We start from the raw sequence: 20,175 nt of genomic DNA, 5'->3' as shown, positions 1-20,175 counted from the left end.
AGAGCGGAAAAGAAAAACGGCCGGAACAAGGGCTTGTCCCGGCCGTGAAGGCGTCTGGCGGTGTTACTTGCCGATACAGAAGCTGGAGAAGATGCGGCCCAGCAGATCGTCGGAGGTGAATTCGCCGGTGATTTCGCTCAGGGCCAGCTGCGCCTGGCGCAGTTCTTCGGCCAACAGCTCCCCCGCGTAAGCGCTCACTAACTGTTCTTTGCCCTGCACCAGGTGCTGCGCCGCCAGTTCCAGCGCCTGCAGGTGGCGGCGGCGCGCCAGGAAGCCGCCTTCCATGTTGCTGGTGAAGCCCATGCTCTGTTTAAGATGATCGCGCAGCACATCGACGCCTTCGCCGGTGCGGGCCGACAGGCGAATCAGTGAGTGGTTATTCACTTCCGTCAGACCCAGCGTTTCACCGGTGATGTCGGCCTTATTGCGCACCACGGTGATCGGCAACGTGCCTGGCAGGCGCGCCATAAACTCCGGCCAGATCTCCGCCGGCTCGGTGGCGGCGGTGGTGGTGCCGTCAACCATAAACAGCACCCTGTCGGCCTGTTCGATCTCGTTCCATGCACGTTCGATGCCGATGCGTTCCACTTCGTCGCTGGCGTCGCGCAGGCCGGCGGTGTCGATGATGTGCAGCGGCATGCCGTCGATATGGATATGTTCGCGCAAGACGTCGCGGGTGGTGCCGGCGATATCGGTGACGATCGCCGCCTCGCGCCCGGCCAACGCATTGAGCAGGCTCGATTTGCCGGCGTTGGGGCGCCCGGCGATCACCACCTTCATCCCTTCACGCAGCAGGCTGCCCTGGCGCGCTTCGCCGCGCACGCTGTCCAGATCCGCCATGACGTCGTTGAGCTGCGCCTCGATTTTACCGTCGGACAGGAAGTCGATTTCCTCGTCCGGGAAGTCGATCGCCGCTTCCACGTAGATTCGCAGGTGAGTGAGCGCTTCCACGAGCTGGTGGATGCGGGTGGAAAACGCGCCTTGCAGCGAGTTCATCGCCGAACGCGCCGCCTGCTCGGAGCTGGCGTCGATCAGATCGGCAATCGCTTCGGCCTGCGCCAAATCGAGTTTGTCGTTGAGAAACGCGCGCTCGGAGAACTCGCCGGGCCGCGCGATGCGCACGTCGGGCAGCGCCAGCACGCGCTTGAGCAACAGATCGAGGATCACCGGCCCGCCGTGGCCCTGCAGCTCCAGTACGTCTTCGCCGGTAAAGGAGTTCGGCCCCGGGAACCATAGCGCGATGCCCTGATCGAGGGTGGCGCCCGTGGCGTCGCGGAACGGCAGATAGTCAGCGTAGCGCGGCTTCGGCAGCTTGCCGAGCAACGCCAGGGCGACGTCTTTGGCCTTGCTTCCGGAAATGCGCAGAATGCCGACGCCGCCGCGTCCCGGCGGGGTGGCTTGGGCTACGATGGTATCGGTGGTGCTCATAACGGTTCTCTCTGACGATTAAGATGCAAAAAGGCGGTCTAATGACCGCCTTTGGTGTTACTGCAAGGGTCGGCGCGCCGAACCCCTACACTACGCTTAGCTTTTTTTCTTGTCGCGGCTGTGCAGGCCGCGTTTTTCCAGACCACGGTAAATCAGCTGCTGCTGCAGGATGGTCACCAGGTTGCTGACGATGTAGTACAGCACCAGACCGGACGGGAACCACAGGAAGAATACTGTGAAGATCACCGGCATGAAGGTCATGATTTTCTGCTGCATCGGATCAGTCACGGTGGTCGGCGACATCTTCTGAATGAAGAACATCGTCACGCCCATCAGGATTGGCAGGATGTAGTACGGGTCTTGCGCCGACAGGTCATGGATCCACAGGGCGAACGGCGCGTGGCGCAGCTCGACCGAACCCATCAGCATGTAGTACAGCGCCAGGAAGATCGGCATCTGAATGATCAGCGGCAGGCAGCCGCCGAGCGGGTTCACTTTCTCCGCCTTGTACAGCGCCATCATCTCTTGGCTCATGCGCTGTTTGTCATCACCGATGCGCTCGCGCATCGCCTGCAGCTTCGGCTGCAGCATGCGCATTTTCGCCATCGAGGTGTACTGCGCCTTGGTCAGCGGGTACATGATGCCGCGCACGATGAAGGTGATGATGATGATGGAGAAGCCCCAGTTACCGATAAAGCCGTGGATGAACTTCAGCAGTTTGAACAGCGGCTGGGAGATAAACCACAGCCAACCGTAATCCACGGTCAGATCCAGGTGCGGCGCCAACTGGGCCATCTGGTCCTGCAGCTCCGGGCCGACCCACAGGGTCGCGTTCAGCTGCTGCTGAGCGCCCGGCTGCACCACGACCGGCGTAGATTTGAAGCCGATGGTGGACAGGTTGTCACCCGGTTTGGCGGTGTAGAAGGTGTTGTCACCCTTGGTCGCCGGCACCCACGCGGTGGCGAAGTACTGCTGCAGCATGGCGACCCAACCGTCTTTGGTGGTGACGCTCAGGTTTTCATCTTTGTCGAACGCGTATTTCTGGTACTTGTCCTCGCTGGACGAGTACGCCGCGCCGCGGAAGGTGTGCAGCGCGAAGTTGCTGCTGCCGGTGTCGCGGTGCTTAGGCAATTCGGTGGTCTGCTTCAGCTGGCCGAACAGGGTCAGCTCCAGCGGCGTCGCGCCTTTGTTGTCGATGCTGTAATCCACGCCGACCGCATAGTGGTTGCGTTTAAGCACGAAGGTCTTGGTGTAGACCGCGCCGTCTTTATCGGTGTAGGTCAGCGGGATGCGCAGCTCGTCCTGGCCTTCCGGCAGGGTGTAGCTGTCCTGCGCCGCCTGATACAGCGGGCGTTCGCCGTTGGCCGGGTTGTCCGGGCCGTTTTTACCGGTCAGGCCGCTTTGCGCCTGATAGACGAACGACGGGGTGGTTTCCAGCAGTTGGAACGGAGTCGATGAACCCAGAGTATCCGGGTAGGCCAACAGTTTAGCCTGCTCGATATCGCCACCACGGGTGTTGATGGTCAGTGACAGCACGTCGGTGTTCACGGTAATCAGCTTACCCTGACCACTGGCTGGCACGGCCTGGCTGGCGGCATCACCGGCTACTGCGTTCGAAGTCTGTTGCGTGGTCTGTGCGGCCGGCTGCGGAGCATTGTCCGTTTGCCATGCCTGCCAGATCATGAAAGACACGAACAGCAGAGCGATGAGAAGAAGATTGCGTTGCGAATCCATCGTTAGTGTTCTCTGTTATCGTCGGTTTTTGGCGGCACCGGATCATCGCCACCTGGGTTCAAAGGGTGGCATTTTAATACGCGTTTCAATGCTAACCAACTGCCTTTTATCATGCCAAACCTGCTTAATGCCTCAATTGCGTAATGAGAGCATGTCGGCTGGAAGCGACAACGAGGCCCTAGCAGCGGGCTGATGACGAGCTGATAGGCCCGCACCAGCCCGATCAGGATGCGGGAGCCTGGCGACAGTGGCGACGCCATAATTTATCCAAAGCTTCCGTCAGCGCGCGGTTATCCAAATCCGCTATCCCCTTTTTGGCCACCACGACAAAATCCATCGCCGGTAATTCGTGCTGGCGCAGGCGGAAGCTCTCGCGGGTTAGGCGTTTGATCCGATTACGCTCGTGCGCGCGTTTGACGTGTTTTTTGGCGACGGTAAGACCGATGCGGGGATGCCCCAGCTGGTTCAGGCGGCCGAGGATGGTGATTTGCGGCGTGCCAGCCCGTTGTGGCTGCTGGAAGACGAAAGTGAAATGAGTGGGAGTTAACAAACGTAACTCCCTGGGAAAAGCGAGCTTAACCACTCAGCGGGTTAGCTTTATTACTTAGAAACAGTCAGACGAGCACGGCCTTTCGCACGACGGCGGGCCAGAACTTGACGACCATTTTTGGTGGCCATACGAGCACGGAAACCGTGGCTACGGTTGCGCTTCAATACGGACGGTTGGAAAGTGCGTTTCATAGCGATTTCTACCTAAACTTAAAATAATTACTGATCAGTAAACGCGTTTGGCTACTCGGCGTGAAGATGACCGACGCCTCAATCGCAATACATAAAGAAGCGGGATTGTAATAATTGTACAGTCCTGAGTCAATTCGCATCGCGCCAGCCTACCTGGTTGTCTGCCAATAACGGAACAAAATCCGGTCTTGGCCCGTGGTCACCGCAGAATCCTGTCTGGCTAATGACGCACCATAAAGGAACCAGGTATCACACGTAGGGCGAAGATTATACGGACTCGGGGTGAAATCGCAAGGATCCCCGTGAGATCCTTTGCGCGCGATCGCAGGATCCGGCGTGGATAACAGGGTATAACCGGTTGACAATGTAAAAAACGCGGCGCAGCGGCCGGGATCTGCGCGGTCATTCGGCGCTGGCGGTGAAAAGATCGCCGCCGGCCGCGGCCTGTGGATAAAATGGATCTAATCTGTGAGGAAGGGGAGGATCTCTTGCTCGGATTGCGCTATGATCCGTCATTCCGATCGCGATCCCTCATGCCGGGATCGTGAGGGACACAAACCGTGAAAGGCGGTTCGCATCCCCCACAGGCAAACAGCCGATGCCGGGTATGTGTCAAAAATCATGAGTTATAAAAAAGTTGCCCGTTTCTTTTCTTTATTGATCTTGTTCGAGTGGAGTCCGCCGTGTCACTTTCGCTTTGGCAGCAGTGTCTTGCCCGATTGCAGGATGAGTTACCTGCCACAGAATTTAGTATGTGGATTCGCCCATTGCAGGCGGAACTGAGTGACAACACCCTGGCGCTGTACGCGCCTAACCGTTTTGTGCTGGATTGGGTTCGCGATAAGTACTTAAACAACATCAATGGTCTGCTGAATGATTTCTGCGGCACGGACGCGCCTTTGCTGCGTTTTGAAGTCGGTAGCAAGCCGATCACGCAGGTGATCAGCCAGACCGTGACCGCCAGCGTCAGCAGCGTCCCTGCGGCTCCGGCGGCGCGCACGGCCGCGCCTTCGCGCCCGAGCTGGGACAACGCGGCGGCGCAACCCGAGCTCTCTTATCGCTCCAACGTCAACCCCAAACACACCTTCGACAACTTCGTCGAGGGTAAGTCCAACCAGCTGGCGCGCGCGGCGGCTCGCCAGGTGGCGGACAATCCGGGCGGCGCCTACAACCCTTTGTTCCTGTATGGCGGCACCGGCCTGGGTAAAACTCACCTGCTGCACGCGGTCGGCAACGGCATCATGGCGCGCAAGGCCAACGCCAAAGTGGTCTACATGCACTCGGAACGCTTCGTGCAGGACATGGTCAAAGCGTTGCAGAACAATGCCATCGAAGAGTTTAAGCGCTACTACCGTTCGGTCGACGCGTTGCTGATCGATGACATCCAATTCTTTGCCAACAAGGAGCGTTCGCAGGAAGAGTTCTTCCATACCTTTAACGCCCTGTTGGAAGGCAATCAGCAGATCATCCTGACCTCGGATCGCTATCCTAAAGAGATCAACGGAGTGGAAGATCGTCTGAAGTCCCGCTTCGGCTGGGGGCTGACGGTGGCGATCGAGCCGCCGGAGCTGGAAACCCGCGTGGCGATCCTGATGAAAAAGGCCGACGAAAACGACATTCGTCTGCCGGGCGAAGTGGCGTTCTTCATCGCCAAGCGCCTGCGTTCCAACGTGCGTGAGCTCGAAGGGGCGCTGAACCGCGTGATCGCCAACGCCAACTTTACCGGCCGGGCCATCACCATCGATTTCGTGCGCGAAGCGCTGCGCGATCTGCTGGCGCTGCAGGAAAAGCTGGTCACCATCGACAATATCCAAAAGACGGTGGCGGAGTATTACAAGATTAAAGTCGCGGATTTGCTGTCCAAGCGGCGTTCGCGATCCGTTGCCCGCCCGCGCCAGATGGCGATGGCGCTGGCGAAGGAACTCACCAACCACAGCCTGCCGGAAATCGGCGATGCGTTTGGTGGCCGCGACCATACCACGGTGTTGCACGCCTGCCGGAAGATCGAGCAGTTGCGTGAGGAAAGTCACGACATCAAAGAAGATTTCTCCAATTTAATCAGAACATTATCTTCATAGCGCTATGAAATTTATCGTTGAACGTGAGCATCTGCTAAAACCGCTGCAACAGGTGAGCAGCCCGCTGGGCGGCCGCCCGACCTTGCCGATCCTGGGCAACCTGCTGCTGCAGGTGACGGAAGGCTCCCTGCTGCTGACCGGCACCGATCTGGAGATGGAGATGGTGGCGCGCGTCGCCCTGTCCCAGCCGCACGAGCCGGGCGCGACCACCGTGCCCGCGCGCAAATTCTTTGATATCTGCCGTGGCCTGCCGGAAGGGGCGGAGATTGCCGTCACGCTGGAGAGCGAGCGCATGCTGGTGCGGTCCGGCCGCAGCCGCTTCTCGCTGTCCACGCTGCCCGCGGCGGACTTCCCGAACCTGGACGACTGGCAGAGCGAGGTGGAATTCACCTTGCCGCAGGCGACGCTGAAGCGCCTGATCGAAGCCACCCAGTTCTCGATGGCCCACCAGGACGTGCGTTACTACCTGAACGGCATGCTGTTTGAAACCGAAGGCGAAGAGCTGCGCACCGTCGCGACCGACGGCCACCGCCTGGCGGTGTGCTCGATGCCGATCGGCCAGCAGCTGCCGTCGCATTCGGTGATCGTGCCGCGTAAAGGGGTGATGGAGCTGGTGCGCTTGCTGGACGGCGGCGATTCGCTGTTGCAGCTGCAGATCGGCAGCAACAACATTCGCGCCCACGTCGGCGATTTCATCTTCACGTCCAAGCTGGTTGACGGCCGTTTCCCGGACTATCGCCGTGTTTTGCCGAAGAACCCGGACAAAACGCTGGAGGCCGGCTGCGATCTGCTCAAGCAGGCGTTCGCCCGCGCGGCCATTCTCTCGAACGAGAAATTCCGCGGCGTGCGGCTGTACGTCAGCCAGAACCAGCTGAAGATCACCGCCAACAACCCGGAGCAGGAAGAGGCGGAAGAGATCCTCGACGTCAGCTACGACGGCGCGGAGATGGAGATCGGTTTCAACGTCAGCTACGTGCTGGACGTGTTGAACGCGCTCAAGTGTGAAGACGTGCGCCTGCTGTTGACCGACTCGGTCTCCAGCGTGCAGATCGAAGACGGCGCCAGCCAGGCGGCGGCCTACGTTGTCATGCCAATGCGGTTGTAGTCTCGTTACCTTGAATTACAGCACCGTCATCGGTAAAGAGATTGCATGGCTCTGACGCGTTTATTGATTAAAGACTTCCGCAATATCGAGGCGGCGGATTTGGCGCTGGCGCCGGGATTCAACTTCCTGGTCGGCGCCAACGGCAGCGGCAAGACCAGCGTGCTGGAGGCGGTGTATACGCTCGGCCATGGCCGCGCCTTTCGCAGCCTGCAGGCCGGTCGGGTGATCCGCCACGACCAACCGGAGTTCGTGCTGCATGGCCGCATCGACGGCGCGGAGCGCGAGCTGTCGGTAGGATTGAGCAAGAGCCGTCAGGGTGACAGCAAAGTACGCATCGATGGCAGCGACGGCCACAAGGTGGCCGAGCTGGCGCAGCTGCTGCCCATGCAACTGATCACCCCCGAAGGTTTTACCCTGCTGAACGGCGGGCCGAAATTCCGGCGCGCTTTCCTGGACTGGGGCTGTTTTCATAACGAACCCGGTTTTTTCACCGCCTGGAGCAACCTGAAACGGTTACTGAAGCAGCGCAATGCCGCGCTGCGCCAGGTGAGTCGCTATGCGCAGATCCGCGCCTGGGATCAGGAACTGATCCCGCTCGCGGAGCGCATCAGCGAATGGCGGGCGGAATACAGCGACGCGATCGCCGCGGATATCACCGCGACCTGCGCGCAGTTTCTGCCTGAATTCGCCCTGAGCTTCTCCTTCCAGCGCGGCTGGGACAAAGAGAGCGACTACGGCGAGCTGCTGGAGCGCCAGTTTGAGCGCGACAGGGCGTTGACCTATACCGCGGTGGGGCCGCATAAAGCGGACTTTCGCATTCGTGCCGACGGCACGCCGGTAGAGGATTTGTTATCGCGCGGTCAGCTTAAGCTGCTGATGTGCGCGTTGCGCTTGGCGCAGGGTGAGTTTCTCACCCGGCAGAGCGGGCGGCGTTGCCTGTATCTGATTGATGATTTTGCCTCCGAGCTGGACACCGGCCGTCGCCGGTTGCTGGCCGATCGCCTGAAAGCCACCCAGGCCCAGGTTTTTGTCAGCGCGGTCAGCGCTGAGCAAGTGACCGACATGGCCGGTGAAAAGGGCAAGATGTTCCGCGTGGAACAGGGTAAAATAGAGGTTCAACCACAGGACTAAAATGAGCGAGAAACGTTGATGTCGAATTCTTATGACTCCTCAAGTATCAAGGTATTAAAAGGGCTGGATGCGGTGCGCAAGCGCCCGGGCATGTATATCGGCGATACCGATGACGGCACCGGTCTGCACCACATGGTATTCGAGGTTGTGGACAACGCTATCGACGAAGCGCTCGCGGGCCACTGTAGCGACATTCAGGTCACCATCCATGCCGACAACTCGGTATCGGTGCAGGATGACGGCCGCGGCATTCCGACCGGCATTCACCCGGAAGAAGGGGTTTCAGCCGCAGAGGTCATCATGACCGTGCTGCACGCCGGCGGTAAATTCGACGACAACTCCTATAAAGTTTCCGGCGGCCTGCACGGCGTGGGCGTCTCGGTGGTTAACGCCCTGTCGGAGAAACTGGAGCTGGTGATCCGCCGCGAAGGCAAAGTGCACGAACAAACTTACAGCCACGGCGAGCCGCAGGCGCCGCTGACCGTGGTGGGCGAAACCGAGCAGACCGGCACTATGGTGCGCTTCTGGCCAAGCCACCAGACCTTTACCAATGTGACCGATTTCGAGTACGACATTCTGGCCAAGCGCCTGCGCGAGCTGTCCTTCCTCAACTCCGGCGTGTCTATCCGCCTGAAGGACAAGCGCACTGACCGTGAAGACCACTTCCATTACGAAGGCGGCATCAAGGCGTTTGTCGAGTACCTGAACAAGAACAAAACGCCGATCCACCCGAACGTGTTCTACTTCTCCACCGTGAAAGACGACATCGGCGTGGAAGTGGCGCTGCAGTGGAACGACGGTTTCCAGGAAAACATCTACTGCTTCACCAACAACATTCCGCAGCGCGACGGCGGCACGCACCTGGTCGGTTTCCGTACCGCGATGACTCGTACGCTGAACAGCTACATGGAGAAGGAAGGCTACAGCAAGAAGGCCAAGGTCAGCGCCACCGGCGATGACGCGCGTGAAGGCCTGATCGCCGTGGTGTCGGTGAAGGTGCCGGATCCCAAGTTCTCCTCTCAGACCAAGGACAAGCTGGTCTCTTCCGAGGTGAAAACCGCGGTTGAAACGCTGATGAACGAGAAGCTGGTGGATTACCTGATGGAAAATCCGGGCGACGCGAAAATCGTGGTCGGCAAAATCATCGACGCGGCGCGCGCGCGCGAAGCGGCGCGTAAAGCGCGTGAGATGACCCGCCGCAAAGGCGCGCTGGATCTGGCCGGCCTGCCGGGCAAGCTGGCGGACTGCCAGGAACGCGATCCGGCGCTGTCCGAACTGTACCTGGTGGAAGGGGACTCCGCGGGCGGCTCTGCCAAGCAGGGGCGCAACCGCAAGAACCAGGCTATCTTGCCGCTGAAGGGGAAAATCCTCAACGTCGAGAAGGCGCGTTTCGACAAAATGCTCTCTTCACAGGAAGTGGCGACGCTGATCACCGCGCTGGGCTGCGGCATCGGCCGTGACGAGTACAGCCCGGACAAGCTGCGTTACCACAGCATCATCATCATGACCGATGCCGACGTCGACGGTTCGCACATCCGTACGCTGCTGTTGACCTTCTTCTACCGCCAAATGCCGGAAATCATCGAGCGTGGCCACGTGTTCATCGCACAGCCGCCGCTGTACAAGGTGAAGAAAGGCAAGCAGGAGCAGTACATCAAAGATGATGAGGCGATGGATCAGTACCAGATCGCCATCGCGATGGACGGCGCCACGCTGCACACCAACGCCAGCGCACCGGCGCTCGGCGGCGAGCAGTTGGAAAAACTGGTGGCCGAGCACTATGGCGTGCAGAAGCTGATCGGCCGCATGGAGCGCCGCTACCCGCGCGCGCTGTTGAACAGCCTGATCTATCAGCCGACGCTGAACGAAGGCGATCTCAGCGATGAAGCCAAGGTGAAGACCTGGATCGCGTCGCTGGTGCAGGCGCTGAACGACAAAGAGCAGCACGGCAGCAGCTATGATTTCGTGATCTTCGAGAACCGTGAGCGCCAGATGTTCGAGCCGGCGCTGCGCATCCGCACCCACGGCGTGGATACCGACTACAAGCTGGACTTCGACTTCATCCACGGCGGCGAATACCGCAAGATCTGCCAGCTGGGCGAGCAGCTGCGCGGGCTGATCGAAGAGGGCGCGTTCATCGAGCGCGGCGAACGCCGTCAGCCGGTAGACAGCTTCGAGCAGGCGCTGGAGTGGCTGGTGAAAGAGTCGCGCCGCGGCCTGTCGGTGCAGCGTTATAAAGGTCTGGGCGAGATGAACCCGGAGCAGCTGTGGGAAACCACCATGGATCCGGAAAGTCGCCGCATGCTGCGCGTGACCGTCAAGGACGCCATCGCTGCCGATCAGCTGTTCACCACGCTGATGGGCGATGCGGTTGAACCGCGTCGCGCCTTTATCGAAGAAAACGCCCTGAAAGCGGCGAACATCGATATCTGATGCGTTAATGGCTGTGAAAATCCGCGCCGGGCGACCCGCGCGGATTTTTTTTGCGCCTTTTTTGGCGCTGACAGCCGTGGCTGAAACGCGTTAGCATGGGAAAAAACCACTGGGAGAAGCGTTGAATGGCTATTGAACTGATTGCGATCGACATGGACGGCACGTTGCTGGATCCGCAGCACCAAATCACGCCGGCGGTAAAGCAGGCTATCGCGGCGGCGCGGCGCAAAGGGGTGCACGTGGTGCTGGCCACCGGGCGGCCATATGTCGGCGTGCAGGACTATCTGCGCCAGTTGGACATTCAGGGCCCCGGCGATTTCTGTATCACCTATAACGGCGCGCTGGTGCTGCGTGCGGCTGACGGCGCCTGCATTCTGCAAGAAACGCTGGGCTTTGAGGATTATCTGCACTTTGAGCAGATGGCGCGCGAGTTCGGCGTTCACTTCCAGGCGTTTGATTTCGATACCCTGTATACCCCGAACAAGGACATCGGCAAGTACACCATACACGAGGCGGAAATGACCGGCATTCCGCTGAAATACCGCAGCGTGGAAGAGATGGATCGCCAGATGCGTTTCCCTAAAGTGATGATGATCGACGAGCCGGAGCTGCTGGACAGCGCTATCGCGCGCATCCCGGAAGAAACGCGCGTGCGTTACACCATCCTGAAAAGCGCGCCTTACTACCTTGAGATCTTGCACAAAAACGTCGATAAAGGCGCCGGGGTGAGAATGCTGGCCGAGCATCTCGGCGTGGCGCGGGAAAACATCATGACGCTGGGGGATCAGGCCAACGATACGGCGATGATCGAATATGCCGGCGTCGGCGTGGCGATGGGCAACGCCATTCCCGAGCTGAAAGCGGTGGCGCAGTTTGTCACCAGCGCCAATACCGAAGACGGCGTGGCGCGCGCTATCGAGAAGTTCGTGCTCAACGCCTGATAACGCGGGGCGCTGCGGCGCCCCTTTATACTTTCGCCAACACCCCTTTGGCGATCTGCAGATCCTGAATCGCCAAGCCGGTGAGATCGGCGATGGTGATGTGCTGCGGCTCGCGTCGTACCCGCCCTCCCTGCGCCAAGACGGCGCCCATTTCGACGATCGGCGTTGAAATCAGCTTGTGCTGCCGATAAGCCGTCGCGATCTCGCCATAGTCCGCACACTGCGCCAGGGCATCAACCAGCAGCGCGTCTGCGCGGGCCACCAGCTCGGTCGCCAGCTCCTGCTTACCGGGCGCGTCGGCGCCCACCGCGGTAATGTGCGTGCCGGGCCGAATATCCGCCGCCTGTAAAATCGGTTCGCGGCTGGGCGTGGTGGTGACGATCAGCTGACAGTGCGCCGCCAGCTCCGCCGCATCCTGCGTGACCCGCACCCGAAAACCCTCGGCCTCGACATCGCGTCGATACGCCGCCAGCGCCTGTTCGTTGCGGCCCCACACCCATACCTCGCGGCAATCGGTCACCGGTTTCAGACATTGCAGCTGCAGCCGCGCCTGCAGGCCGGTGCCGACCATGCCTATCGCCTGAATATGCGGCGGCGCGCACAGATCGGCGGCGATGCGGCCGGCCAGTGAGGTGCGCAGCGCGGTCAGCCAACCCTCATCCTGCAACAGTGCGCGGGGCTCGCCGGTGTGGGCGGAGAACGCCATCATCAGCCCTTGATTGCTCGGCAGGCCTTGTTCGGCATTGCGATAGAAACCGGTGGAGATCTTGACCACGAACAGTTCGTCGCCTTCCAACCAGGCGGATTTGATGCAGCAGTCGCCGGCGGCCTGTTCGAACAGGAAATGCTGCGCCGGCGGCTGTTGTACCCGCTGTTGCGAGTAGGCGATAAAACCCTGCTTCAGCAGCGGCGTTATGGTCTCGGCGTCGAACGCAGCGAGAATTTGCTGCCGATTAAGGATGCGCATCGGCGATGGCCTTGAGGTATTTCTCCAGCACGATGTTTTTACCGCACAGCACCACCGCCACCTTTTTACCTCGGTATTCCGGCGCCAGTTTGATCGCCGCCGCCAACGCCACGCCTGCTGCGCCTTCGATAATCCAGCGATCGCTGGCGGCGATCCGGCGCATCGCGAGTTTGATCTCCGCCTCGCTGACCAGCACTTTACGGTCAATCAGCTGCTGGCACAGCGGGAAGGTCACGGCGCCCGGCTCGACGCCGCCGGCGGTGCCGTCGGACAAGGTTTCTTGTTCTTCCACCGGGAAGATATGGCCGGCTTCCAACGCGCTGTACAGGCTGGTGGCGTTTTCCGGCCAGCAGGCGATAAGCTGCGTGTTTGGCGACAGTTGCCGCAGAACGGTGCCGATGCCGGCGATATAGCCACCGCCGCCCACCGCCACGAATACCGCGTCCAGATCGGCGAGTTGTTCAACCAGCTCCATGCCGCAGGTGCCCTGGCCGGCGATCACCTGTTCGTCGTTATACGGCGAGATATAGGTTTTCCCCTGTTCGCGTGCGGCCAGTTCCCCCGCCAGTTCGGCGTTCAGCGCATCGCCCGGCACCAATTCCACGATGCCGCCCAGCGCCCGGATGGAGTCGAGCTTGATGCTCGCCGCCGTCTCCGGCGCATAAACCGTGACGCCAACGCCCATACGCTGCCCCGCCAGAGCGACCGCCTGGCCGTGGTTGCCGGTTGAGGCGGCGATCACGCCGCGCCGGCGTTGCTCGTTATCCAACAGCCGCAGCTTGTTGCTGGCGCCGCGAAATTTAAAGGAACCGGTGTGCTGCAGGTGGTCGCATTTCAGATACAGCTCGCAGCCCAATTGCTGAGAAAGCATCACGCTGCGCTCCAGCGGCGTGACCCGCACCTGAGGGCGCAGTTGCTGATGAGCGGAAACAATGGCATCGAAGAGGGTGTTCATACCGGCTCCAGAAGATTTGTTTGGACTAAAAATCCAGTTTGTACTTTTTTGTATTAATTGTAAACCCCGCAGCCCGACCCTCGGGCACACCGATCAGAAAACGGCAACGGTCGGAAGGAACATTGCGTTTTCGGTGAAAATAATCATAAACCGGTCGTCTAGCGGCACGATTTTTTATTTATTTGCGTTAAGTAAGGCGCCGCCGCTGCCTTATTCTTATAAGGAAGATGAGAATGAAAAAATAGCGTTTTCATCACCCACCCTATTACATTGGCGCCGTTGAGTTTCGCCGGCAGGAATACAATCGCCTAGTCGGCCGCTTATTTCCTGCCGAAGCCGTCGATCGGCTTAAATGATAAGACGCTGAAAAATAATTGCGTGATTTCGAGCCGAAAAATTCCTCCCGCCTCACCCTCACAGGCCATATGAAACGCTGCGGGCGATCCGGTAAGATGACGGCTCAGTGCCAGCATGTGCAGGAGAGCCGCCATGAGCCATCGGGAAAAACAACTGACTTTCGACCCTCGTGGGCATCAGTTAACCAATATCAACGTCTGGACGCCGGACAGCCAATGGCTGGCTTATGACGTGCGTCCGCACGGCGCCTCTTTCACCGGCCTCAGCATCGAGCGTGTCAACGTCGCCAGCGGCGCGGTGGAGGTGATTTATCGCGCCCAGCACGGCGCCCACGTCGGCGTGGTCACGGTCAGCCCCGATGCGCCGGCGCGCTATGCCTTTATTCACGGACCTGAGCACCCGGACAGCGCCTGGCAGTATGATTTTCACCACCGCCGCGGGGTGATCGTCAGCGAACCGGATCGCGAGTTGGCCATCACCCTCGACGCGCTGGATATCACCGCGCCCTATACGCCCGGCGCGCTGCGCGGCGGCAGCCATGTGCACGTTTTCAGTCCGGACGGCAGCCGCCTCAGCTTTACCTACAACGATCACGTGATGCATGAACGCGATCCGGCGCGCGATCTGCGCAACGTCGGCGTGGCCGTGCCGCTGCACGGGGTTAACCCGCCAAAACAGCACCCGCGCGAGTACGACGGCAGCCACTATTGCGTGTTGGTCAGCGAGACGGTGCCGCAGCCGCGGCCGGGCAGCGATCAGATTAATCGCGCTTACGAAGAAGGCTGGATCGGCCGCGAAGGCTACCGTAAGGCCGACGGCAGCCGGCAGCGCTGGGCGCTGGCATTTATCGGCGATACGTTGTCCGCCGCCGGAGAGAAGCTGTCTGAGGTGTTTATCGTCGATCTGCCGGAGAACGACGTCGACTACGCCCGGGCGGGCGCTCTGCCGCTGCAGGGGACGGAAAGCGAGCTGCCGGCGCCGCCGCTTGGCGTCAGGCAGCGGCGGGTAACCTTTACCGGGGATCGCCGTTTTCCTGGCGTGGCTGGTGCGCCGCGCCACTGGCTGCGCAGTTCGCCGGACGGCAGCCAGATAGCTTTTCTGATGAAGGACGACGGCGGCGTGGTGCAGCTGTGGACGGTGTCGCCTAATGGTGGCGAGCCGCGCCAGGTGAGCCGCAGCGAGCATGACATCCAGTCGGCGTTCAGCTGGCACCCGCAGGGCGGGACGATAGCCTTGGTGTGCGACAACAGCGTGATGCTGTGCGAGGTGGCCAGCGGCCGCCTGCAGCGATTGACGCCGCGCAGCGTGCAGCCGCCGTCGGGGGATGCCGTGGTGTTTTCGCCGGATGGCAAGAAAGTGGCGTTTATGCGCGAGATAGCGGGGTTCAACCAGATCTTTGTGGTTGAGGCGTAAGGCGGGCCTGATGACCCGCTGCGTGCGCGATTAGTGCGTGGCGGTGCTGTCGTCGCCCTGGCCGGGATTGCCGGTCGCCGCCAGATTCTGCTGCTCGCTGCGCAGGATACGCGCTTTTGGCGAGTCTGCGGTGGCGTCGTTGCCGGAGCGCAGATAGTCGTAAGGCAGCAGCACGGTATCCATCACCGCGGAGAACGGCAGATCCAGCGCCACCAGCGGCATCATCGCCCAGCTGGTGTTGTCGTCCTTCAGCATGTCCACGCTGGCGCGGGTGCCGGGATAGTAACCCTGATTCGGGCCGGTATGGCTCATTACGCTGGAGCAACCGCTGGTCGCCAACAACATGCAGCCCGTCGCTATCGCTTTCATCGTCGTCATTAATCCATCCTGCAGGGTTGCTGTTCCCCTAAATTAAGCTGATTTATAACATCCTGTTGCTGCTTTAAAAGAAGCAAAATCCCGCTCTGTGGCGGCTCTCTCACTTTAGTGTAAGTGGTAAAAAAAACTTTTACCTTATTGATGCAAATTTTTTTTGATCCTCGCCTGTTGAATTGATGAAAGCAACCCCCATTTTATCATCAGAGCCGAATTGAGAATTCGCCGTAAGGGAATTCTGGCTTAATTAGCCTGTCCAGAGTGGAAGGCGTATTTATTTCAACCTCGCTGAAGTGCCTTAGGAGGCTGTTTTATGCGTAATTTTGATCTTTCCCCGCTATACCGTTCCGCCATTGGTTTCGATCGCCTGTTCAACGCGCTGGAGGCTGGCCAGAGTCAGGGCAACGGCGGTTATCCCCCTTATAATGTCGAACTGGTGGATGAAAATCATTATCGGATCGCCATCGCGGTAGCCGGGTTTGCCGAGCAGGAGCTGGAGATCACCACGCAGGATAATCTGCTGATCGTGCGCGGGGCGCACAACAATGAACCGGCAGAAAAAACCTATTTATACCAGGGCATCGCCGAGCGTAATTTCGAGCGTAAATTCCAGCTGGCCGAACATATTCAAATTAAAGGCGCCAAATTGGAGAATGGCCTGTTGTATATCGACATGCAACGCATCGTGCCGGAAACATTAAAACCGCGCCGCATCGAAATTAAATAAATTTCCGGTTCGCCGGCAGGTACGCTGCCGGTAAATATGAAGCCATGATTAGCCTGCCGTCAGGGGGCTGAATAAACACATCTCGCTTAATGAAAGGAGTTGTTCCTATGCGTAATTACGATTTATCCCCGCTTCTGCGTCAGTGGATTGGTTTTGATAAATTGGCCAGTTCAATGGGCGGCCAGGAACCTCAGGGGTTCCCGCCGTATAACATCGAGAAAAGCGATGACAATCACTACCGCATTTCTCTGGCGCTGGCCGGTTTCAGGCAAAGCGAACTGAATATCGAAGTGGAAGGGCCGCGGTTGACCGTCAGCGGTAAACCCACGCCGCCGGAAAAACAGGTTGAATACCTGCATCAAGGTCTGGTGTGCAAAGAGTTCCAGCTGACTTTCACCCTGGCGGAGCATCTGCAGGTGTCCGAAGCCAAATTTGAAAACGGTCTGCTGCACATTGATCTGGTGCGTCAGGTGCCGGAAGCCTTGCAGCCGCAGCGTATCGCCATCGGTGCGACGCCGGAGCTGGAAGCGAAATAACCGACTGAAAAGCGGTCATCATCATGCGAGGGAGATCCCAACGGATCTCCCTCGCTGCGTTATGTGGCGCGTGCCACAGTCCCCCCTTCTGCCCGATGCCATAATCCTTGTTAATTGTGTGTCTTTGGCCGCAAATCCCGTGTTCAACTTTTTTGGCAAGGATGTGACCTATGAGCGATATCGCCCTGACCGTCAGCATGTTGGCGTTGGCGGCCGTCATTGGGCTGTGGATGGGGAACTGGAAGCTGTATGGCGTCGGGCTGGGCATCGGCGGCGTGCTGTTCGGCGGTATCCTGGTTGGCCACTTTGCCCAGAGCGGGCAAATCAGCCTGAACGGGGACATGCTGCACTTTATCCAGGAGTTTGGCCTGATCCTGTTCGTCTACACCATCGGCATCCAGGTCGGCCCCGGTTTCTTCTCTTCGCTGCGCGTCTCCGGTCTGCGGCTCAACGCCTTCGCGGTGCTGCTGGTGGTGACCGGCGGCATAGTGGCGGCGGCGGTACACAAGCTGTTCGACGTGCCGCTGCCGATCATCCTCGGCGTGTTCTCCGGCGCGGTCACCAACACCCCGGCGCTGGGCGCCGGTCAACAAATCCTGACCGATCTCGGTTCCGATCCGGCGCTGGTGGACGGCATGGGGATGGGCTACGCCATGGCCTATCCGTTCGGCATATGCGGCATCCTGCTGGTGATGTGGCTGATCCGGCTGTTTTTCCGCATCAACATCGAGCGTGAGGCGCAGGCGTTTGAAAGCCGTCTGGGCAATCAGCGCGAGCTGCTGCACGCCATCAACGTGGCGGTGCGCAACCCCAATCTGCAGGGCATGGCGATCAGAAGCGTGCCGCTGCTCAACGGTGAAGCGATCGTCTGTTCGCGCCTCAAGCGCGGGGAGCTGCTGATGGTACCGGCGCCGCATGAGCGGCTGGAGCTTGGCGACTACCTGCACCTGGTGGGCAAACGCGAAGATCTGGAGAACGCCCGGTTGGTGATCGGCGAAGAGGTGGATGCCTCGCTGTCGACGCGCGGCACTGCGCTACAGGTGGTGAGGGCGGTGGTGACCAACGAGCAGGTGCTGGGCAAGAAAATCCGCGATCTGAATCTGAAGCAAAAGTATGACGTGGTGATTTCACGCCTCAACCGCGCCGGCGTGGAGCTGGTGGCCGGCAGCAACGTGACGCTGCAGTTTGGCGACATTCTCAACCTGGTCGGCCGGCCGGAGGCCATCGATGCGGTGACGGCGATTGTCGGCAACGCCCAACAAAAACTGCAGCAGGTGCAGATGCTGCCGGTCTTTATCGGTATTGGTCTCGGGGTATTGCTCGGTTCCATTCCGCTGTTCGTGCCCGGCTTCCCGGCGGCATTGCGGCTGGGGCTGGCCGGCGGGCCGCTGGTGGCGGCGCTGATCCTGGGGCGCATCGGCAGCATCGGCAAGCTGTACTGGTTTATGCCGCCGAGCGCCAACCTGGCGCTGCGCGAACTGGGCATCGTGCTGTTTCTGGCGGTGGTCGGATTGAAGTCGGGCGGCAACTTCATCGATACGTTGCTGCACGGCGAGGGGCTGACGTGGGTCGGGTACGGCGCCTTGATCACCGCTATTCCGCTGCTGAGCGTCGGCATTCTGGCGCGCACGGTGGGCAAGATGAACTATCTGACGCTGTCCGGCATGCTGGCGGGATCGATGACCGATCCGCCGGCGCTGGCCTTCGCCAACGGTCTGCATCCCACCAGCGGCGCCGCCGCGCTGTCTTACGCCACCGTGTATCCGTTGGCGATGTTCCTGCGCATCATGTCGCCGCAGCTGCTGGCGGTGCTGTTCTGGACGCTGTAATCCATCAGGGCGCCGTGGTGGCGCCCCGATGGGTTGAGCTTAGTTCACTTCCTGATGCGCGCGCTCGATCTCTTCCGCCAGGATCGCCACGCCGCGCTCGATTTTCTCCGGATCGGGCACGTAGTTCATGCGCATGCATTGGTGAGTGTGCGGCCAGTCGTGCTCCAGCCCCGGGAAGAAGTAGTGGCCCGGCACCATCAGCACGCCGCGCTTTTTCAGGCGCTGATACAGCACTTCGGTGGTGATCGGCAGATCCTTGAACCACAGCCAGAGGAAGATAGCCCCTTCCGGTTTGTGGATCAGGCAGCGCTCCGGCGACAGGTAGCGGCGAATAATCTCGATGGTGTGCTCGACGCGCTGTTTGTAGAACGGGCGAATCACCTCGTTCGACAGGCGCAGCAGATCGCCGCGCGCGATCATTTCCGTCGCCATCGCCGGCCCCATGCTGCCCGGCGACAGGCTGATGATGCCGTTCATGTTGGTCAACGCGGTGATCACCTTCTCGTCGGCGATCACGATGCCGCAGCGCGAGCCCGGCAGGCCGAGTTTGGACAGGCTCATGCACAGAATGGTGTTCGGGTTCCACAGCGGCGTGGCGTCGCTGAAGATAATACCGGGGAACGGCACGCCGTAGGCGTTATCGATCACCAGCGGAATATCGCGTTGCTGCGCAAGCAGGTCGAGCTTCATCAGCTCTTCGTCGGTGATCACGTTGCCGGTCGGGTTGGTCGGCCGTGAAACGCAGATCATGCCGATGTCGTCGCCAAGGGTGAGGTGTTCGAAATCAACGTGATATTTGAACTGGCCGTCCGGCAGCAGCTCGATGTTCGGTTTGGCGGAGACGAACAGCCCTTCGTCCAGCCCGGCGTCGGCATAGCCGATATATTCCGGCGCCAATGGGAACAGCACGCGGCGGCGCGAACCGTCGGCGTAGCGGCCGGCGAACAGGTTGAACAAGTAGAAAAACGCGCTTTGGCTGCCGTTCGTCAGTGCAATATTCTGTGGCGAAATCTCCCAGCCAAGCTCGTCGCGCAGCAGATTGGCCAGCGCTTTCAGCAGCGCGTCCTTGCCTTGCGGGCCGTCGTAGTTGCACAACGCTTCGGTCAGTTTGCCCTGGTCGAGCATCTCCTGGCACAGCTGTTTGAAGTAGGCTTCCATCTCTGGGATCTGCGCCGGGTTGCCGCCGCCGAGCATGATGGCACCGGGGGTGCGCAGGCCTTCGTTCAGGTCGTCCATCAAACGGGTAATGCCCGCATAACGGGTAAATTTTTCGCCGAAAAGTGAGAAAGTCATAGGTGTAGCAGTACTGTTTCTTAGCAGGTAATCCCCCACCATACCGCCAGACAAATCCCGCTGCAATGCGGCCGACAAATCGGCCAATGGGCACAAACTTCGCTCATTGGCCGATTAGTAGCATATTACGCT

At 60.0% G+C, this 20,175-nt stretch carries 18 protein-coding genes; 9 read left to right on the top strand and 9 right to left on the bottom strand.

The genetic code is table 11. The features are described from left to right. Nucleotides 1–63 precede the first annotated feature (63 nt). From mnmE to rpmH, 5 genes are all read right to left on the bottom strand, one after another. On the bottom strand, nucleotides 64–1,428 hold the full coding sequence (mnmE, locus tag ACP39K_RS17910) for a tRNA uridine-5-carboxymethylaminomethyl(34) synthesis GTPase MnmE (protein WP_060444897.1): 1,365 nt from the start codon (nucleotides 1,426–1,428) through the stop codon (nucleotides 64–66). Nucleotides 1,429–1,524: 96 nt separating this feature from the next. Beyond that, entirely contained in the window at nucleotides 1,525–3,162 is a 1,638-nt protein-coding gene (gene yidC, locus ACP39K_RS17905; RefSeq protein WP_016929601.1) for a membrane protein insertase YidC, read from the bottom strand. Nucleotides 3,163–3,164: 2 nt separating this feature from the next. Then, nucleotides 3,165–3,422: a membrane protein insertion efficiency factor YidD gene (gene yidD / locus ACP39K_RS17900; protein WP_004933881.1), complete on the bottom strand. Its 258-nt coding sequence runs from the start codon at nucleotides 3,420–3,422 to the stop codon at nucleotides 3,165–3,167. Continuing rightward, nucleotides 3,386–3,745 carry a ribonuclease P protein component gene (rnpA, locus tag ACP39K_RS17895; RefSeq protein WP_004933883.1) on the bottom strand — a complete coding sequence of 120 codons (360 nt, stop codon included), beginning with the start codon at nucleotides 3,743–3,745 and terminating at the stop codon, nucleotides 3,386–3,388. Before rnpA ends, yidD begins: the two co-directional genes overlap by 37 nt. Before the next feature lie 17 nt (nucleotides 3,746–3,762). Then, a complete protein-coding gene (gene rpmH, locus ACP39K_RS17890; RefSeq protein ID WP_000831330.1) occupies nucleotides 3,763–3,903 on the bottom strand; it encodes a 50S ribosomal protein L34 in 141 nt (46 codons plus the stop codon). 683 nt (nucleotides 3,904–4,586) lie between these two features. Here rpmH and dnaA point away from each other — a divergent pair. The 5 genes from dnaA (at nucleotide 4,587) to yidA (ending at nucleotide 11,591) form a co-directional block, all read left to right on the top strand. Then, entirely contained in the window at nucleotides 4,587–5,981 is a 1,395-nt protein-coding gene (dnaA, locus tag ACP39K_RS17885) for a chromosomal replication initiator protein DnaA (protein ID WP_080286904.1), read from the top strand. A 4-nt stretch (nucleotides 5,982–5,985) separates the two neighbouring features. Further along, complete coding sequence (gene dnaN / locus ACP39K_RS17880; RefSeq protein ID WP_004933892.1) at nucleotides 5,986–7,086, top strand: DNA polymerase III subunit beta; 1,101 nt, start codon at nucleotides 5,986–5,988, stop codon at nucleotides 7,084–7,086. A gap of 45 nt (nucleotides 7,087–7,131) precedes the next feature. Beyond that, on the top strand, nucleotides 7,132–8,217 hold the full coding sequence (recF, locus tag ACP39K_RS17875) for a DNA replication/repair protein RecF (RefSeq protein ID WP_042783382.1): 1,086 nt from the start codon (nucleotides 7,132–7,134) through the stop codon (nucleotides 8,215–8,217). 18 nt (nucleotides 8,218–8,235) lie between these two features. Continuing rightward, the gene (gyrB, locus tag ACP39K_RS17870) at nucleotides 8,236–10,650 is read left to right on the top strand and encodes a DNA topoisomerase (ATP-hydrolyzing) subunit B (protein WP_016929599.1); all 2,415 of its coding nucleotides are present in this window, start codon (nucleotides 8,236–8,238) and stop codon (nucleotides 10,648–10,650) included. Nucleotides 10,651–10,775: 125 nt separating this feature from the next. Next, on the top strand, nucleotides 10,776–11,591 hold the full coding sequence (yidA, locus tag ACP39K_RS17865) for a sugar-phosphatase (protein WP_497008738.1): 816 nt from the start codon (nucleotides 10,776–10,778) through the stop codon (nucleotides 11,589–11,591). 25 nt (nucleotides 11,592–11,616) lie between these two features. Here yidA and ACP39K_RS17860 read toward each other — a convergent pair whose 3' ends face one another. Together ACP39K_RS17860 and ACP39K_RS17855 are read right to left on the bottom strand one after the other, a co-directional pair. After that, nucleotides 11,617–12,558, bottom strand: a complete 942-nt coding sequence (locus ACP39K_RS17860; protein WP_161544279.1) for an ornithine cyclodeaminase family protein — start codon at nucleotides 12,556–12,558, stop codon at nucleotides 11,617–11,619. Beyond that, complete coding sequence (locus ACP39K_RS17855) at nucleotides 12,545–13,513, bottom strand: threonine/serine dehydratase (protein WP_197818470.1); 969 nt, start codon at nucleotides 13,511–13,513, stop codon at nucleotides 12,545–12,547. The genes ACP39K_RS17860 and ACP39K_RS17855 overlap by 14 nt, the downstream gene beginning before the upstream one ends. 489 nt (nucleotides 13,514–14,002) lie before the next feature. Between ACP39K_RS17855 and ACP39K_RS17850 the strand changes: the two genes are divergently transcribed. Continuing rightward, nucleotides 14,003–15,283 carry a YidR family protein gene (locus tag ACP39K_RS17850; protein WP_033639094.1) on the top strand — a complete coding sequence of 427 codons (1,281 nt, stop codon included), beginning with the start codon at nucleotides 14,003–14,005 and terminating at the stop codon, nucleotides 15,281–15,283. Between the two features lie 30 nt (nucleotides 15,284–15,313). Here ACP39K_RS17850 and ACP39K_RS17845 read toward each other — a convergent pair whose 3' ends face one another. Next, a complete protein-coding gene (locus ACP39K_RS17845; RefSeq protein WP_033631396.1) occupies nucleotides 15,314–15,661 on the bottom strand; it encodes a YceK/YidQ family lipoprotein in 348 nt (115 codons plus the stop codon). Nucleotides 15,662–15,971: 310 nt separating this feature from the next. Between ACP39K_RS17845 and ibpA the strand changes: the two genes are divergently transcribed. From ibpA to ACP39K_RS17830, 3 genes are all read left to right on the top strand, one after another. Continuing rightward, nucleotides 15,972–16,385, top strand: a complete 414-nt coding sequence (gene ibpA / locus ACP39K_RS17840; protein WP_004933919.1) for a small heat shock chaperone IbpA — start codon at nucleotides 15,972–15,974, stop codon at nucleotides 16,383–16,385. Between the two features lie 107 nt (nucleotides 16,386–16,492). After that, a complete protein-coding gene (ibpB, locus tag ACP39K_RS17835; protein ID WP_004933922.1) occupies nucleotides 16,493–16,921 on the top strand; it encodes a small heat shock chaperone IbpB in 429 nt (142 codons plus the stop codon). Between the two features lie 170 nt (nucleotides 16,922–17,091). After that, on the top strand, nucleotides 17,092–18,750 hold the full coding sequence (locus tag ACP39K_RS17830; RefSeq protein WP_497008737.1) for a putative transporter: 1,659 nt from the start codon (nucleotides 17,092–17,094) through the stop codon (nucleotides 18,748–18,750). A 39-nt stretch (nucleotides 18,751–18,789) separates the two neighbouring features. On the opposite strand, the gene ACP39K_RS17825 is transcribed toward ACP39K_RS17830, so the two are convergent. Next, nucleotides 18,790–20,043, bottom strand: a complete 1,254-nt coding sequence (locus tag ACP39K_RS17825) for a valine--pyruvate transaminase (protein ID WP_033639093.1) — start codon at nucleotides 20,041–20,043, stop codon at nucleotides 18,790–18,792. Between the last annotated feature and the right edge of the window lie 132 nt (nucleotides 20,044–20,175).

Source organism: Serratia sp. EC4, from assembly GCF_059652115.1.
Note: the sequence above shows the minus strand (reverse complement) of the source record. Positions and strands in the feature narration are given on the sequence as shown.